The organism is Actinokineospora spheciospongiae (assembly GCF_003182415.1).
In the GTDB taxonomy this organism is placed as follows: Bacteria; Actinomycetota; Actinomycetes; order Mycobacteriales; family Pseudonocardiaceae; genus Actinokineospora; species Actinokineospora spheciospongiae.
In genome coordinates, this window is the sequence record NZ_QHCP01000017.1 from 64851 (window position 1) to 80833 (window position 15983).

Genomic DNA, 15983 nt, shown 5'->3' on the forward strand with positions numbered 1-15983 from the left:
TGAGCGCCCACTCGGTCGGCGGGTCGCAGGGCTGGGGCGGGAAAGCCGCTCGCCGTCAGGTTGTCTGCTCGTATCGGAGACGACGGGGCGTCAGCGGGGTCGGCGATCGGCGGCTACTGAACAGCCCCGGTCGCGTGAGGAAGGTCGGGCCTCCTCCCGGTGGGGTGAAGCACTCGGGCGGAACAGCCCTGCTCGCGCGGGGAAGACGACGGCAGCGGCAGCAGGGACGGCGGCAGCGCCGGAACAGCCCCGCTCGCGCGGGGAAGACGTGACCAGGGTCGGCAGGAGCCCGGCGACGGCGGGAACAGCCCCGCTCGCGCGGGGAAGACATGTGCGCGCAGAAGGAACACAACGGCAGCGTGGGAACAGCCCCGCTCGCGCGGGGAAGACGGGCCGCCGATGCGTTCCGGGGCACTCTGGCAGGGAACAGCCCCGCTCGCGCGGGGAAGACACCCGCGACCCCGACCTGACCGCCGAGGCGGTGGGAACAGCCCCGCTCGCGCGGGGAAGACGTGACCCACTACGCAATCGACCGGCGCACCGGGGGAACAGCCCCGCTCGCGCGGGGAAGACTACCCGATCCACACCCCGGGGCCCGGCATGGCAGGAACAGCCCCGCTCGCGCGGGGAAGGCTCCCAGCGCGTCAGCTTGAACAGCCCGTTCTGGGGAACAGCCCCGCTCGCGCGGGGAAGACGCCGCCGACTTCCCCCCCGGACGAGCAGGACGAGGGAACAGCCCCGCTCGCGCGGGGAAGACGCCCGCGGCCGCCTGCTGTGCCTCGCGCGGGAGGGAACAGCCCCGCTCGCGCGGGTAAGACGTCAGCGCTTCCCGCACCTGCGCCGGGTCCGGCGGAACAGCCCCGCTCGCGCGGGGAAGACGCCGAGTCCGCCCGGCGCGCCTACTTCCTGGCGGGAACAGCCCCGCTCGCGCGGGGAAGACCACGACCTCCTCAAGGCCGGGCACCTGCCCCGGGGAACAGCCCCGCTCGCGCGGGGAAGACACCGCCTGGGCGTTGACCGCGACACACCCGTGGGGAACAGCCCCGCTCGCGCGGGGAAGACACTTCTTGACCTGGGGGTTTAGGTGGGCAGAGTGGATTTTAGCATCACTTTTGGCGATGGAACGAGGTGTTGTAATCGACAGATCACTGTCTGTGTTCGCCATGGTGGTGGGCTGGGTGGATGCGCTGGTAATGACTGTGACTGGCGGTTCTGTCGGTGGTCGGGGGCTGAGCGGGAGTCGGTGCCGATGGGCGGCGTGGGGTCGAGGTGTTGAACGAGCCGGTCCGTGCGGCGGGGCGATGAGTGTGCGGCCGGAAAGTGGGATCGGTGCCGAGTTCACGTCGGCTAAGTGAGGTTGAGGATCGGTCGGGGTCGCACCGGGGCGGAGGTCAGGCGCGGGGCCGCCCAGGTCATCACAGGTCCGGGTACGCCTCTGCCTCGAAAATCCGCTGATGGGTGGCGCGCGCCGGGTGCCCGCTGTCGAGGCACCCGGCGCGGGGGTGTCAGCGGGTGAGCCGGTTGGTGCGGGTTGCTGCCAGCAGGGCGTGGAGGTCGACCGCGATGGGGCGGTGGTGGGGATCTTTGCTGTCTCGGACCCAGCCGTCCGGGTGGATCTCCACGCAGTTGTTCACTCCGGTGCTGCGCGAGGCTTTACGCCACCGTGCCTGATCCATGTGCTTCTCCGATGTCGTCGATGCGCCTGCCGAGGATTCTCATCGATTCTGCGTGGTCGGCGGCGGCAGTGTTCCACAGGTGCTCGAAAGCCGTTCGGTATGCAGCCACCTCGTCGTCGTGGTGCAGGTAGGTGGCACCGGTGATTCCCTCGCTGTAGACCTGCCCGAGGCGTGCTGGCCGTTCCAGGTGCAGCAGGGTGAAGCTGTTGCCCAAGCCCGTGTGCGCCCCCGCCCGCCACGGGATCAAGCGCACCTCCGTGGTGTCCGTCGCGGCGGCTTCCACCAGGCGGATCAGTTGGTCGCGCAGCACCTTGGGGCCGCCCACGGCCTGCATGGTCACGTGCTCGCCGAGCAGTACGCGCAGGTGTGGGGGCTCAGCGGCGCCGAGAACGCGTTTTTGGCGGGCCAAGCGCTCTTGGATGCGCAGCTCGGCGTGCTCGACGCCCTCCTGGGTCACCAGTGCCCTGGCGTAGTCTTCGGTCTGCAAGAGGCCGTGGATCAGCACGTCGTCGAAGTGGCAGATTTCGGCGGCCTCCCGCTCCATCGTCAGGTAGGCGTTGCCGAACTCGGCCGTGTGCGACACCGCCTGCCTGCGCCTGGCCATCTCCAGCAGTTCCAGCAGCTCTTTGCGCTTGGCGGCGGGCACGCGGTAGAGCTTGAACAGCTCCTGCAACTCGGCGCGCACCGGCACGCGGAACCCGCGCTCGACCCGGTTCGTCTTCCCCGGGTGCCAGCCGAAGCGCTCTTCCACCTCCTCGGCCGTCAGTGCCGCCGCCTTGCGGTAGCGGCGCAGCGCTTCGCCGAGCGCGCGCCGCTGCGGGGTGATCGTCGTGGGCACGACGCTCCTTTCGTGAGACTAGTCCTCTTGGATGGGACTTTTCTGCCGTTCGCCGACTCGGGCGGCATTCAACTGGTCATTTCGTCGTGGCGAAGCTTAGTCTCCTTGGTGTCGGGTTGAGGGGAAGTGGAGCGAACCGCTGATCGCGTTTCAGCACCCAATCCATTTGCCCGCAAGGACATCCTCTTGCGCAAAATTCCTCGACCACGTAGATCCCTTGGGAGAGAACATGTTCCTCTACCGCATCCGCAAGCGGTGGCAGACACGCCGATGGTTGGTTGCTTTGCGTGCGCGGTGGCCCGCACCGCTTCCCCGCCCCCGGCCGCACGACTACGGCCGGTTGGCGACCCCGGAGCGTCCCCTGTGGACAGACTGCCCCCGCGCCTGAGCGCGGCGGTGGGGCCGGTCGATGCCCCGGCCGGTCCCACCGCCACGAACCCCACGGTCCCCGCCTGCCGCACCGTTCACTCCGACCACCCAGGACCACCATGGCTGCCAGGACACCCGAACCCGACTTCCGCGCGCGGACCGTGCGCGCGCTGCTATTGAGCCGCGAGCTGGACCACAACCGCAGGCGCGTGGGGCTGAGCACCCGCCAGGCGGCGAGTGGCATGGACATGTCGCCCGCGATGTTGAACCGGGTCATGACCGGCCGCAGGTTGCCCACCGCGCTGGAGGTCGGCGGGCTCTGCGCGCTTTTCGACGTCCCCGCCGAGCGGCGGCCCGTCCTCTACGCCCTGGCCCGCGAAGGGGACCGCACCCAGTGGCTGACCCACCACGACCCCGGTGACCCGGACCGGTTCGCCGTCCTGCGCGAGCTGCACGCCGTGGCCGAGTCCATCACCGGTTACGACACCGCGACCCTCCCGCTCGCGCTGCGCACCGCCGACTACCACCGGGCGGTGCTGGCCGCCACTGGCGCCGCCCCCACAGCCCGCGGACCCGACCGGGTGGAGGCCTACACCGCCCACTACGTGCACGCCCACGCCCTGCGCGCACCCTGGGTGGACCCGGCCGTGATGACGGCGCAGCTCGCCCGGCTGCGCGACGACCGGCGGTTGCGGGTGCTCCCGGACCGCACCCCGCCCCCGGCCGCGCATCCGTTCCAGGTGATCACCACCCGCCACTTCCCGCCGGTGGTGTTCTTCGACCTCGGCGCCGCGACCCTCCTGCTGGAGCTCGACGCCGCCGCGCCCCACCTCGCCGCCCTGCGGGTCGTGGAGCGCGGGGCGCTGTCCGTCGGGGAGACCCGGGCGTTCCTGGACGACCTGCTCTTCTCCCGCTGAGGCCGCGCTCGGGAACCGGTCCGGCAGGCCCGGTCAGTCGACGGGGTCGAGCCGGGGGGTGTTCGCGGGCGTGATGAGGACCAGGGCGCGGAACATGCGTTCCAGTTCCGCCTCCGGGTCGTCGGTCAGGCCGGTGTGGGTGGGGGAGGTCTGCACGAGGGTGCTGCGCGGTGCGGTGAGCCAGCGGAAGCGCTGGCCGGGGGGGATTCGGGTCACCGGGCCCGCCGAGCCCGCGCACACCGACGTCAGGCCGCCCAGCATCTCCGCCAGCACCGCCAGGTCGATCGCCGGGTCGAGGGCGCGCAGGCGGGTGTCGTCCACGTGGGTGCGGCAGCCCAGGTAGTCGAAGGCCTTGCAGTGCACCAGGACGCCGATGTTGAGCGCTTCACCCCGGTCTTGGCGGGGGACGGCGCGCAGCAGGGCGTACTCAAACACGTGCGGCACGGGCGGCCTCCAAACCCTCGGTCCACTCCGCGGCCGCGGCCAGCCGGGCGGTGAAGAAGGCCCGGTAGGCGCGGCGGGTGTCCGCCGGGTCCGGGAAGCCCAGCAGCCACTCGTCAGGGACCTCGGCCAGCACCTCGTCCAGCGCGTCCAGGTCGACCTCCGCCGCCAGGTTCTCGATCGGGCCCGCGACCGGCAGCATGACGTGGTCGGCCGGTTCCCAGCGGTACTGCCTCGCGGGTTGCCACCCCGGTTCCCAGCGGTGGTGGAAGTACAGCGAGGCGCCGTGGTCGATCAGCCACATCCGGCGGTGCCACAGCAGCAGGTTCGGGTTGCGCCAGCTCCGGTCGACGTTGAGCACCAGCGCGTCGAACCACAGCAGCCGGGCCGCCTCGACCGGGCCGGGGTCGCGGACGAGCGGGTTGAAGTCGAACGAGCCGGGGAGGTAGTCCAGGCCCAGGTTGCGGCCGTCGCTGGCGCGCAGGAGTTCCTGCACCTCCTCGTCCGGTTCGGTGCGGCCCAGTTCCGGGTCCACCTCGACGAAGACGATCTCCGGGACCCGGAACCCCAGTGCCCTGGCGAGGCCGCCGACCACGAGTTCGGCGACCAGGGCTCGCGGGCCCTGCCCGGCGCCGCGGAACTTGACCACGTACATGCCCAGGTCGTCGGCCTCGACCAGGCCGGGGAGGGAGCCGCCCTCGCGCAGCGGGGTCACGTACCGGGTGGCGGTGACGGTTCTGGGCACCGCCGCATCATGCCGGGTGCCGCCCGGCCCACGCGCGGCGGGCGCCCAGGATGTCCTCCCGATTCCACCACCGGGGGGTTCCGGCTTCCTGCCGCGAACCCGTCACAGCCGCCGGACACGCAGCACGCAGGTCAGCATCGGGAGGGTGAACTCGCCGTCGGCGGTCTCCGACTCACCTGCGAGGAAAGCGCGGATGCGGTCGAGCGTGACCTGTCGTTCCCGTTCCGGCATGACCAGCACCCCCGCCCGCGTCGCCAGTGCCGCGACGAGGGAGTCGGCGGTGCGGCGCTGCCCGTGCGGGAACTCGGCCTGCTCCGGCGAGCCGAACCGGGCGGCCCCGCCCGTCCCGGGCAGGTGCGCCTCGGCCGTCTCGGCGCGCCAACCGGTGGGCGTGTCACGCGGGCCGATGGCCGCGCTCCCGCTGACCCGCGCCAGCCCGGCAACCCAGTCGACCCGGTCGTCCACGACGTTCCACAGGCCGGCCAGGGTGCCGCCCGGCACCAGGACCCTGGCGATCTCGGGTCCCGCGACGGTCATGTCGAACCAGTGCATGGCGTTGCCCGCCAGCACGGCGTCGACGGACGCGTCCGGCAGCGGTATCGCCTCGGCGCTGCCCGGCAGTGCGCGGACCCCCGGCAGTGCGCGGCGCAGCTCGGTCAGCATCGCCGGGTCGGGTTCGACCGCGGTGACGTCGGTGCCCATCGCGGCCAGGGTGCCGGTGAGCTTGCCGGTTCCGGCGCCGAGGTCGAGCACCCGCATACCGGGCGCCGGATCGTCGAGCGCCCAGCGCACCGCGGCCCGCGCGTAGTCCGGGCGGTTCTCGGCGTACGAGGTCGCCGCCGCCCCGAACGATGAGGCGTGCCGAAGCCGTTCGTCATGTTCCATGCGGTCACCCTATTGACACTGCGCATACCGGAGGCCGGTTTCCCACAACGAAACCGGCCTCCGGCAGCGAAAACGGTTTACTCCACTGTGGACTTCCAGAGCTTGGTGAGCCGTGCCCGCTCGACCTCGTTCTCCGTGAGCGCGGCGGCGGTGGCGTAGGCCTCGGCGGCCTCCGCGGGCCGGTCGAGGCGGCGCAGCATCTCCGCGCGCAGGGTGTGGGCGGGGCCGTAGGTGTCCAGGCCGATCCGCTCGACCTCGGCCAGCGCCGCCCCCGGCCCGTGCACCTCGCCCACCGCCACCGCCCGGTTGAGCGCGACGACCGGGGTCGGGGTGAGCGCCAGCAGGTGGTCGTAGAGGGCCAGGACCTGCGCCCAGTCGGTGTCCTCGGCCCGCCGGGCGTCGCTGTGCACGGCCTGGATGGCCGCCTGGACCTGATAGGGGCCGGGGCGGGCGCGGCACAGGCAGCGGCGGACCAGGTCCTGGCCCTCGGTGATCAGCGCGCGGTCCCAGCGGGAGCGGTCCTGCTGCGCCAGCAGCACGGCCCGCCCGTCGGCGGTGGTGCGGGCCGGGTGGCGGGAGCGGGTGAGCAGCATCAGCGCCAGCAGGCCCAGGGCCTCCGGTTCGTCGGGCATCAGCTCGACCAGCAGCCTGCCCAGCCGGACGGCCTCGGCGCACAGGTCCTCGCGCACCAGCCGCCCACCCGCCGACGCCGTGTGGCCCTCGGTGAAGACCAGGTACACGACCGCCAGCACGCCGCTGAGGCGGTCGGGCAGGTCGGCGTCGCGCGGGACGCGGTAGGGGATGCCCGCTTTCTTGATCTTCGCCTTGGCCCGGACCAGCCGCTGGGCCATGGTCGGTTCGGGCACCAGGAAGGCGCGGGCGATCTCGGCGGTGGTCAGGCCGCCGAGCAGCCGCAGGGTGAGCGCCACCCGGGCGGGCGCGGCCAGCGCCGGGTGGCAGCAGGTGAACAGCATCCGCAGGCGGTCGTCGTGCACGGGGCCCTCCTCCTCGGCCGGGCTGTCGTCAGGTGCCTGGAGGGCGTGCGCGGCGGCGTGCCGGGTGTCGCGGGTCGACTCGCGGCGCAGGCGGTCGATGGCGCGGTTGCGGGCGGTGGTGATGATCCACCCGGCCGGGCTGGGCGGTTCGCCCGATTCCGGCCAGCGGCGGACCGCCTCGGTGAAGGCGTCCTGGACCGCTTCCTCGGCGAGGTCGATGTCGCCGAGGGAGCGGACCAGCACCGCCACCGCCCGCCCGTACTCCTCGCGGAACACCCGGGCGATGCGCTCGCTCACCCCTGCGGCACGAACGGGCGGACCTCGACCGGCAGGCCCAGGACCCGGGCCAGCTTGCGCCCCCAGCCCAGGGCGTCGTCCAGGTCCTCGGCGTTGATGACGGTGAACCCGCCCAGGTGCTCCTTGAGCTCCACGAACGGGCCGTCGGTCACCAGGACGTCGCCGCCGTCGGCGCGCAGGACGGTCGCGGTCTCCGGGGCCTCCAGGCCGTTGCCGAAGACCCAGGCGCCCGCCGCCCGCATCTCGTCGTTGAGGGCGCCGACCTCGGCCATGATGGCGGCCAAGGCCTCGTGGTCGGGCATCTCGCCGGGCGGCTGGAAGATGCTGAGCAGGTACTGCCGCATGGTGTTCTCCCTGTTCGGTGGTGCTTGGTCACCCCCCACACGAACGAGTGACCCCCGAATCGACAGGGTCCCCGAAAGTTATTTCGAGGCGACGTCTACTGTGACCCTCGGTGTGCCGCGCCGAGGCGGAGATAACAGGCCGGGAACGAAAACGTCAAGATCGGGGCCGCAGGGTAGCCCGATAGTGCTCGGTACTCACCCGTCCGACACAGTGCACGTACTCAAAAGCAGTTCCGCCCCACTCGTCAGCCGTCTATATCCAGGAGGACCGCGCAGGTGAGTCCGGAGAGCGCCATCGACCCCGCCCACGCCGTCGCCCTGGCCGGGCGTGCCACCATCGCGGACAAGATCCGCTACGCCTGCGAGCACGTCGACCCGCCCACCACCCTCGAGGTCCAGCAGTGGCTGGACACCTACGGGGTGACCACGGCCCGGTCGTACGCCACCAACGTGATCGACACCTGGCGCCGCGAGCACCAGGTGGGCGACACCGGTGACCTCGTCGCGCTCAGCCCCGGCCTGCTGGCCGAGCTGGACGCGCTGCGCACCGGCTCCGGCGGCACCGACGGCTCGGCCGCCCCCGGCGGCACGACCGGCGCGAACGGCACCAACGGGTCGGCCGCCACCAACGGTTCGGCCGCGAATGGTTCGGCCGCGAACGGTTCGGCCGCCGCGAACGGCTCGACCAGCGCGAACGGCTCGGCGGCCCCCAACGGCGCGACCGCCACCAGCGGGTCGACCACCAACGGCTCGGCCGCCGCGAACGGCTCGGCCGCCGCGGGGTCGACCACCGTCAACGGCTCGACAGCCTCCAACGGCGCAGCGGCCACCAACGGCGCGGCGGGTGCCAAAGGCTCGACCGGTGGCAAGAAGGCGAAGCGCCTGACCGGCGCGGCGGCGCGCAGCGCCGCGGCCAAGGCCGCGCGGGACGCCGCGAAGAACGGCGCCACCGACGGCGGCACCGCGAACAGTGCTCCCGCGAACAGTGCTCCCGCGAACAGTGCTCCCGCGAACGGCGCCACCGCGAACGGCGCCACCGCGGCGGGCAGCGGCGGGGCGGTCGTCGAGCGGTCGGACGAGGGCGGGGCAGCAGCACCCGGCGTGGACACCCTGGCAGACAAGGACAGCACAGAGAACATGGACACTGCGGTCGAATCGGGCAGAGCGGACGCCCCGAAGGCGGACGCCGAGGACGCCACGCAGATCTTCGAGGTGGACCCGGCCAAGCGCGCCGCCGCCGACGAGGACTCCCCGACCCTGGTCACCTTCACCCCGGTCCGCGACGACGCCGACACCGCCGCCACCGTCGAGGCGAACACCGTCGAACCGGACCTGTCCTGGCTGGACCAGGTCGAGGTGCCCGGCGAGGCGGCCAAGGGCGACACGGACAAGGGCGGCGCGGACGACGCGGGCAAGGCCGAGGCCGCGACCACCGAGGCTGGACCGGAGGAGCGGGTGGGCAAGGACCTGGTCGTCGCGGAGGCCCCCGAGCCGCCCGCGGAGCCGGTGACCGCGCACGCGGAGCGGATGGCCGCCCCGGTCGACCCGGAGCCGCTGCCGCCCGCGCTGCCCCGGGTGCCGGTCGTGCTGTCCTGGTCGGCGAACATGGCCTGGATCGTGGTGCTGATCGCCGCGATGGGCATCTCCTGGTGGTCGCTGTTCGAGTACGCCCGCGGGTTCAGCATCCCGACCCCGCTGGCGGCCGTGGTGTCGCTGGTGTTCGACGCGTCGGCGCTGATCGTGGCCGGGCTCGCGCACCGCTACGCGCTCTCGCCGTACTCCGGTGCCGGGCCGCGGATCGCGCTGCTGCTCCTGCTCGCGGGCAGTGTGTACCTGAACTGGGAGCACGCCGCGGGCAAGGGCTACGGCATCGAGGCGTCGATCATGTTCGCCGCTCCCGCCGCCGTCGGCATCCTGCTCTTCGAGCTGCACATCGGTTGGCACTCGCGCAGCGAGCGCCGGGCCCGCGGCCGGGTCGCCCGCTCGCTGCCGGTGATCGGCGCGTGGGGCTGGTTCCTGCACCCGTTGCAGAGCATCACCACGCTGTGGCGCGTCACCCACGCCCGCGGTCGCTCGGTCCGGACCGCGGAGCTGACCAGCATCGATCAGTCGCGCTAGCGATCGCACTCGCGCACCGGGGCCTCCCAGGAGTAGCTTAGGCTTACCTAAGTCTTCTGGGAGGCCTCGTCGTGTCTGCTCCACAGCGCACCCGCCCGGTGCACACCCTCACCGTGACCCGCACCGAGTGGATCACCCCGCACATGGTGCGCGTCTGGGCGGGCGGGCCCGGCCTGGCCGCGGTGCCGGACAACGGGTTCACCGACAACTACGTCAAGCTGCTGTTCTTCCCCGAGGGCCGCCCGGAGGGCGTGGACGTCGCCGAGCTGCGCGCCCAGGGCAAGGTCGTGACCCGCACTTACACAATCCGCCGCCGCGAACCCTCGGAGCTGGCGATCGACTTCGTCTACCACGGCGACGTCGGCCTGGCGGGTCCGTGGGCCGCCTCGGTCCAGCCGGGCACCGAGTTCTCCTTCCAGGGCCCCGGCGGCGCCTACTCCCCGGCCGCCGACGCCGACTGGCACCTGTTCGTCGGGGACGCGTCGGCCTTCCCGGCGATCGGCGCGGCCCTGGAGTCCCTGCCCGCCACCGCCGTGGCCCTCGCGGTCCTGGAGGTGCAGGACCCGGCCGACGAGCAGAAGTTCCTCACCGACGCCCGGCTCGACCTGCGCTGGGTGCCCGCCGGGACGCTGGTCTCCGCCGTCGAGGAACTGGAATTGCCCGCGGGGTCGGGCCACGCCTTCGTCCACGGTGAGACCTACGTGATCCGCGACCTGCGCAAGGTCCTGGCCGGGGTCGACCGGCTGTCGATCTCCGGGTACTGGCGCAGGGGCATGGCCGAACCGGAGTTCCAAGCGGCCAAGCGCACAGACCCCGTCTAGGCCGATCGGACTAGGATCGGGGGCCAGTGCCACTACACCGTGGAATGAGGCTCCCGGCTTTGCCCACCGAAGACGTCCTGCCCGGCCTCGAAACCGAACTCACCGCCCTGTGGCGCCGTGCGCGGGCGTCGGTGCGGGATTCGGCCAGGACCCTGCACCCCCGCCTGGACCCCACCGTCTACCCGCTGCTGGTCCTGGTGCTGCACGCCGGGTCGCTGCGCATGTCCGAGGCGGCGAGCAGGCTCTCGCTGGACAAGTCGACGCTGAGCAGGCAGGTCGACGCCGCGGTCCGCCTGGGGCTGCTGGAGCGCGTGGTCGACAGCACCGACGCCAGGGCGCGGCTGCTGCGGCTGACCCCGTCCGGCCACACAGGACTGACGGCGCTGCTGACCGAGCAGCGCGACCGCTGGCGCGCCTCGCTGGCGGAGTGGGACCGCGAGGACGTCGTGCGGCTGACCGAACTGCTGAACAAACTGGGCGAATCCGGCGTCTCGTAAGGGAAACCGGGCGGGGAGTTCTCCCTGGGCGTTCAGAGCAGCCTCCGAATCGATCCAAGCACGCGGGGGCGACAGTTCCGCCGCGCTGGAGCCGAGTTGTCCACAGGGCCGAGTTGTCCACAGAGTCGGGTTGGTCACGGGGCCGGGGTGGCCGCGGGTCAGGGCAGGGAGCCGCGCAGGGTCAGCACGCGGTCGGTGGCGGCGGTGAACGCCTGCCGGTCGAGGGTTCCGGTGGTGTAGGCGGTGGCGAGGGCGTCGAGGACCTGGTCGCCCTGGGTGGTGTCGCGGGACGAGGCGAGGATGAGGTCCATGCCCGCCGCCGCGGCGAGGAGCGCGCGGTTGCCCGTGGTGCCGTAGGGCTGGAGGGCGCCCGCTTCCAGGGCGTCGGTGATGGTGACGCCCTGGAAGCCGCGGTCGCGGCGGAGTTCGTCGCGGACCACGGTGGGGGACAGGCCCGCGGGGCGGGAGGCGTCGAGGGCGGGGTAGACGGCCCAGGAGAGCATGACCAGCCTGACCCCGGCGGACACGGCGAGGTCGTAGGGCGGCTCGTCCCTGGTGCGCAGGTCCGACAGGGACGTGGTCAGGGTGACCGGGCGCAGGTCGGTGTTCTCCGCTGTCCCGGCGGGGCCGAGCCCGGGGAAGTGCTTGGCGGTGGCGGCGACGCCGGTGGCCTGCTGGGCCTGGATGAAGGCGCGGCTGAGCACGCCGACGGTGCCCGAGTCGGTGCTGTAGGAGCGGCCGTACTGGTCCATGAGGTCATCGGGGGTGCGGTACACGTCCGCCACCGGGGCCAGGTTCACGTTCATCCCCACACCGCGCAGGTTCTGCCCGGCCGAGGTCCCGGCGTCGCGGGCGGCGGTGGTGCCCTGGGCGCCCACCTGCTTCTGCGACAGCAGCGGCGCGCCGGGCAGGCGGCGGACCTGCCCGCCCTCCTGGTCGGTCATCAGCAGCAGCGGCGCGGGGACCGGGCTCTGCGCGGCGGCGGCCCGGAGTTGGGCGACGACGCCCGCGATCTGGGGCGTGCCGGAGATGTTCTCGCCGAAGAAGATCACGCCTGCGGCCTCGCCCGCGCGGATGCGGTCGAGCAGGCTCTGCGGCGGGGTCAGGCTGGGGTAGGAGTAGACCACCCGCTGGCCCGCCAACTGCCGGGTGGTCAGCGCCGGTGCCGCGGAGGCGGTGGGGAGGGTGGCCAGTGCCGCGGTCAGGAGCAGGCCCACCGCGGAACCCGCCCCCCACCTGCGCCGCATCGGTGTCCGCATGGCCGACCTCCTCGCACCCGGGTCTCCAGTCAACGAGACCCGGATGCGATTGGTCAATCATTCACAAAAAGGTTCAGCCCAACGGCCCTCGGCGGTGCGGTGGGCCGTCAGGGGTCACTGGTCGTCGTCGATGTTCATGTGCAGCCACTCCGGCCAGGTCTTCGACCACGGTCGGACCGGGTCCGACACCAGCCAGACGGTGGGGGAGCGCAGGACGACGTTCTCCAGGCTGGAGTGGTCGTCGGCGCGGCCGACCGCCCGGACCGAGCGGAAGTGCGCGCGGAGGAAGCCCGGGTCGCCGCCGACGATGATCGCGGTGGTGGCGTCGTCCGGTGGTGCCCCGAAGAACCAGAAGCCGCGGTGGCCGCTGTAGACCGGCGGCAGGCCGTGGGCGGGTCCCTCGTAGGCCAGGGCGGAGGCGTGCGGGTAGACGTCGGCCATGACCACGGTGTGGGCGCGCTGCTCGGGGGGCAGCGACCGGTAGATGTCGCCGATGTCCTCGGTGAACGCGGGCCAGCCGACCTGGCCGCGCAGCAGCGGGTTGGGCACCAGCGCCGGGTGCCGCTCGACGATGCCCTGCGGCACCACCGGCAGCAGGCACACCACCGCGATGGCGCCCAGCACCCCGGTCAGCCCGAACGCCCACGGCCGCCGCCACCAGGCGGGCCCGCGGTCCTGCAACGCCACCACACCCGCGGCGAACCCCAGCGGGAACAGTCCGACCAGGTAGTAGGGGCGCCCGTTGAACACCAGCATCAGCACGAACAGCACGGGCAGGGCGACGCCGAGGAACCGGTACGGCGGCGTGCGCAGCAGCCTGCGGATGCCGAGCACCACGAGCACCAGCCCGAGCGGGCCGATGTAGAGGGCCAACCAGGCGGAGAACCCGACCCGGCCGCCCTGGAACGAGTCCTGCTCGGCGCTGACCGCGTCCAGCATCGCCACGTACGGCCACCCGTTGGCGTTCTGCCACAGCAGCCCCGGCAGCGCGGTGACCACGGTGACCCCGGCGCCCACCCACAGCAGCGGGCGGCGCAGCAGGTCGCCGCGGCCGGTGCACAGGGCCGCCACGCCGATGGCCACCCACAGGATCGGCACCAGGTACTTGATCTGCAGCGCGACCGCCGTGCACAGCCCGGCGGCCAGCAGCAGCCGGTCCTGGCGGGTGCGCACCCACCTGGTGACCAGGTAGGTGATCGCCGCCCACAGGGTGGTGTCGAAGGTGGTGGTGGCCAGCAGGTGCCCGGTCCAGAGCACGAACGGGGCCGCGCCGAACGCGGCGGCGGCGAGCAGTTGGGCGCGCGGCCTGCCGCCGAGTTCGCGGGCGATCAGCCCGGCCAAGACCACGCCGACGGCGGTGACCAGGGCGGACGGGGTGCGCAGGGCGAGCAGGTTGCCGGGGAACAGCAGGTCGATGCCCTTGGCCAGCAGCGGCACGAGCGCCGACTGGTCGACGTAGCCCCAGGACGGGTGCCCGCCCGCGATGACGAAGTACATCTCGTCGCCGTCGTGGCCGTAGCGGCCGCTGACCAGCAGCAGGAGCACCCCGACGCCCGCCGCCAGCGACAGCAGCGGACCCCACCGCACCGGGGGGACCGCGGGCTCGAGCGGCACGGCCGGCGGTCGCGCCTGCGCCCGCTCCTCGGTCGCGCTCATCCACTCCTCCTCGACTGTCCACCCCGGATCGGACCATTCACCGGTGCGGTCAATCTAGAAGATCGGCGCCGTGATCGGAAATAGCGGGGGCACAATTTGCGGGATTTGTTCACAATCGGTGTCGTGGGCCGCTCATGGCGAATCCGCGACAACTGTACCGGTGCGCCAAAGTGTGGATGAGAATGTGTCGTGCGTTTGACAAAGATGCCTGACCGCTACGCAGGGCGACGATCGGACTCGCGGGTCGTGGTTCGGATAACTCTGCGTACCTGGTCGGACCTGGGGTTCAATCCGAGATGGTTGAAGGTGAAAAATCTTCGATTTATCTGCCGGTGATGTGTCCGATCTTGGCGTCCCGCAATTTCCGGGCGGGTATTTCCGCTGCTCGGAATGCGTTTGCGGGATAACGCGCCGTTGGTGTACGGAACTGTTCATCAAGTAGGGGTCAGCGCGGGCAGCGGGAGAGCAGCGACGCCAGGGTGTCGTGTTCGGCCTGATCCACGGTCAGGTTGTACTTCGCCTTCACCAGGACCCAGCGGACCGCGTAGTCGCAGCCATAGGCCGCGTCGGGCAGCCAGTGGGCGGGGTCCTGGTCGCCCTTCTGCCGGTTGCTGCGGGCGGAGACCACGATCAACTGGTCGAGGTCGTTGGCGAAGGCCCGGCGCTGCTCGCGGGTCCAGCCCCGGGTGCCGGAGCGGTTGGCCTCGGCCAGCGGCACGAGGTGGTCGAGGTCGGTCTGGCGCGCGTCGGTGATGGTGGCGCCGTCGTACGGGCTGGTCCAGGTGCCCTCCATCGCCTTGCACTCGACGTCGGTCCGCACGCTCCTGCCCTGGGCCTTCAACGCCTCCTCGCGGGTGTCGCAGCCGTCGCCTTGGGCCGACCAGTGCGGCCAGTCCTCGCGGTTGTAGGGCAGGCCGGTGTCCTCCACGGCCACGGTCAGCTTCGCCAACTGGTCGATCGCCCGCTGCGCGTCCGCCCCGGTCGGGGTGCCCTCGTCCAGTTGCGACCACCAGATGCCGACCACCAGCACGACCAGGGCCACCACCAGCGACACCCAGGTCGTCTTCCCGCGCTTGGCCACCGCAGGTCCCTCCACTTCCTCGTCACGCTTCGCACATGATTGTCGGTGGCGCCCGACCATCGGGTGAACGGGGGCGCCCCACCACCGAGCCGGTCCCGGCGGGCCGCACTAGGGTCGGGCGGGTGCGGATCGCCACCTGGAACGTCAACTCCGTCAAGCAGCGCGTCCCCCGCCTGCTGCCCTGGCTCGACGAGCGCGCCCCGGACGTCGTCTGCCTGCAGGAGACCAAGCTCGCCGACGACGCCTTCCTGGAACTGCTGACCGACGACCTGTCGGCGCGCGGCTACGAGATCGCCAGCCACGGCGAGGGCCAGTGGAACGGGGTGGCCCTGCTGTCTCGGGTCGGCCTCGACGACGTCGTGCGCGGCCTGCCCGGCGGCCCCGGCTTCCCGCACCAGGAGGCCCGCGCGGTCTCCGCCGTCTGCGGTGGCCTGCGCGTGCACTCCCTGTACGTCCCCAACGGCCGCAGCCCCGACTCCGACCACTACCGCTACAAGCTGGAGTGGCTGCGCGCCCTGCGCGACACCGTCGCCGCCGACGTCGACACCGCCGTGGTCTGCGGTGACATCAACATCGCCCCCGCCGACGCCGACGTGTTCGACCCGGCGGCGTTCGAGGGCCACACCCACGTCACCGACGCCGAGCGGGCCGCCCTGCGGGAGCTGCTGGACCTGGGCCTGCACGACGTGGTCCGCGACCGCTGGCCCACCGAGACGGTGTTCAGCTACTGGGACTACCGGGCGGGCATGTTCCACCAGAACCGGGGCATGCGCATCGACCTGATCCTGGCGGGCACCCCCGTGGCCGCCCGCCGCCGCGCCGCCTGGGTCGACCGGGCCGCCCGCAAGGGCACCAAGCCCAGCGACCACGCCCCGGTCGTCCTGGACCTCGACGAGGCCCCCGACGGCGACGTCGGCCCGATGGTCCCGCCCCCGTCGGTCGCCGTACCCCGGCGCGGCGGGAAGGTCCCCCGATGAGGTGATCCGGCCGGTGCGGTCGGGGGTCAGGATCGCGTAAAGATCGCCGGTGGCGTCGTCAAGACGG

At 72.3% G+C, this 15983-nt stretch carries 15 protein-coding genes and 1 CRISPR repeat array; of the genes, 5 read left to right on the forward strand and 10 right to left on the reverse strand.

The genetic code is table 11. The features are described from left to right. Nucleotides 1–178 precede the first annotated feature (178 nt). A CRISPR array of direct repeats spans nt 179–1062; the repeat unit is 29 nt; unit sequence GGGAACAGCCCCGCTCGCGCGGGGAAGAC. Between the two features lie 443 nt (nt 1063–1505). Then, nucleotides 1506–1676, reverse strand: a complete 171-nt coding sequence (locus DFQ13_RS30790) for a DUF397 domain-containing protein (RefSeq protein WP_110082343.1) — start codon at nt 1674–1676, stop codon at nt 1506–1508. Further along, nucleotides 1654–2514, reverse strand: coding sequence for a helix-turn-helix domain-containing protein (locus tag DFQ13_RS30795; RefSeq protein WP_110082344.1), 861 nt, complete (start codon nt 2512–2514; stop codon nt 1654–1656). Before DFQ13_RS30795 ends, DFQ13_RS30790 begins: the two co-directional genes overlap by 23 nt. A gap of 488 nt (nt 2515–3002) precedes the next feature. Here DFQ13_RS30795 and DFQ13_RS30800 point away from each other — a divergent pair, with 488 nt between their 5' ends. After that, complete coding sequence (locus tag DFQ13_RS30800; RefSeq protein ID WP_110082345.1) at nt 3003–3800, forward strand: Scr1 family TA system antitoxin-like transcriptional regulator; 798 nt, start codon at nt 3003–3005, stop codon at nt 3798–3800. Nucleotides 3801–3833: 33 nt separating this feature from the next. Here DFQ13_RS30800 and DFQ13_RS30805 read toward each other — a convergent pair whose 3' ends face one another. The 5 genes from DFQ13_RS30805 to DFQ13_RS30825 all read right to left on the reverse strand — a co-directional run bounded on the left by DFQ13_RS30805 (nt 3834) and on the right by DFQ13_RS30825 (nt 7507). Next, nucleotides 3834–4244, reverse strand: a complete 411-nt coding sequence (locus DFQ13_RS30805; protein ID WP_035285561.1) for a DUF3037 domain-containing protein — start codon at nt 4242–4244, stop codon at nt 3834–3836. Further along, nucleotides 4228–4986, reverse strand: a complete 759-nt coding sequence (locus DFQ13_RS30810; protein WP_110082346.1) for a HipA family kinase — start codon at nt 4984–4986, stop codon at nt 4228–4230. Before DFQ13_RS30810 ends, DFQ13_RS30805 begins: the two co-directional genes overlap by 17 nt. Before the next feature lie 102 nt (nt 4987–5088). Further along, entirely contained in the window at nt 5089–5871 is a 783-nt protein-coding gene (locus DFQ13_RS30815; RefSeq protein WP_035285555.1) for a class I SAM-dependent methyltransferase, read from the reverse strand. A gap of 77 nt (nt 5872–5948) precedes the next feature. Next, a complete protein-coding gene (locus DFQ13_RS30820; RefSeq protein WP_233438659.1) occupies nt 5949–7163 on the reverse strand; it encodes an RNA polymerase sigma factor in 1215 nt (404 codons plus the stop codon). Next, nucleotides 7160–7507 (reverse strand): YciI family protein, encoded by a 348-nt coding sequence (locus DFQ13_RS30825; protein ID WP_110082347.1) that lies wholly within the window; start codon nt 7505–7507, stop codon nt 7160–7162. Before DFQ13_RS30825 ends, DFQ13_RS30820 begins: the two co-directional genes overlap by 4 nt. 276 nt (nt 7508–7783) lie before the next feature. On the opposite strand from DFQ13_RS30825, the gene DFQ13_RS30830 reads away from it, so the two are divergent. The 3 genes from DFQ13_RS30830 to DFQ13_RS30840 all read left to right on the forward strand — a co-directional run bounded on the left by DFQ13_RS30830 (nt 7784) and on the right by DFQ13_RS30840 (nt 10943). Next, the gene (locus DFQ13_RS30830) at nt 7784–9625 is read left to right on the forward strand and encodes a DUF2637 domain-containing protein (protein ID WP_110082348.1); all 1842 of its coding nucleotides are present in this window, start codon (nt 7784–7786) and stop codon (nt 9623–9625) included. A gap of 71 nt (nt 9626–9696) precedes the next feature. Then, a complete protein-coding gene (locus DFQ13_RS30835) occupies nt 9697–10446 on the forward strand; it encodes a siderophore-interacting protein (protein WP_233438660.1) in 750 nt (249 codons plus the stop codon). 59 nt (nt 10447–10505) lie between these two features. After that, a complete protein-coding gene (locus tag DFQ13_RS30840) occupies nt 10506–10943 on the forward strand; it encodes a MarR family winged helix-turn-helix transcriptional regulator (RefSeq protein WP_219994712.1) in 438 nt (145 codons plus the stop codon). 158 nt (nt 10944–11101) lie between these two features. Here the strand turns inward: DFQ13_RS30840 and DFQ13_RS30845 are convergent, their stop codons facing one another. The 3 genes from DFQ13_RS30845 to DFQ13_RS30855 all read right to left on the reverse strand — a co-directional run bounded on the left by DFQ13_RS30845 (nt 11102) and on the right by DFQ13_RS30855 (nt 14939). Beyond that, complete coding sequence (locus DFQ13_RS30845) at nt 11102–12202, reverse strand: glycoside hydrolase family 3 N-terminal domain-containing protein (protein ID WP_110082350.1); 1101 nt, start codon at nt 12200–12202, stop codon at nt 11102–11104. Between the two features lie 114 nt (nt 12203–12316). Beyond that, the gene (locus tag DFQ13_RS30850; RefSeq protein WP_110082351.1) at nt 12317–13858 is read right to left on the reverse strand and encodes an ArnT family glycosyltransferase; all 1542 of its coding nucleotides are present in this window, start codon (nt 13856–13858) and stop codon (nt 12317–12319) included. A 445-nt stretch (nt 13859–14303) separates the two neighbouring features. After that, nucleotides 14304–14939 (reverse strand): HNH endonuclease family protein, encoded by a 636-nt coding sequence (locus DFQ13_RS30855; protein WP_233438661.1) that lies wholly within the window; start codon nt 14937–14939, stop codon nt 14304–14306. Nucleotides 14940–15061: 122 nt separating this feature from the next. On the opposite strand from DFQ13_RS30855, the gene DFQ13_RS30860 reads away from it, so the two are divergent. After that, nucleotides 15062–15916 carry an exodeoxyribonuclease III gene (locus DFQ13_RS30860; RefSeq protein WP_233438662.1) on the forward strand — a complete coding sequence of 285 codons (855 nt, stop codon included), beginning with the start codon at nt 15062–15064 and terminating at the stop codon, nt 15914–15916. The last annotated feature ends 67 nt before the right edge of the window (nt 15917–15983 follow it).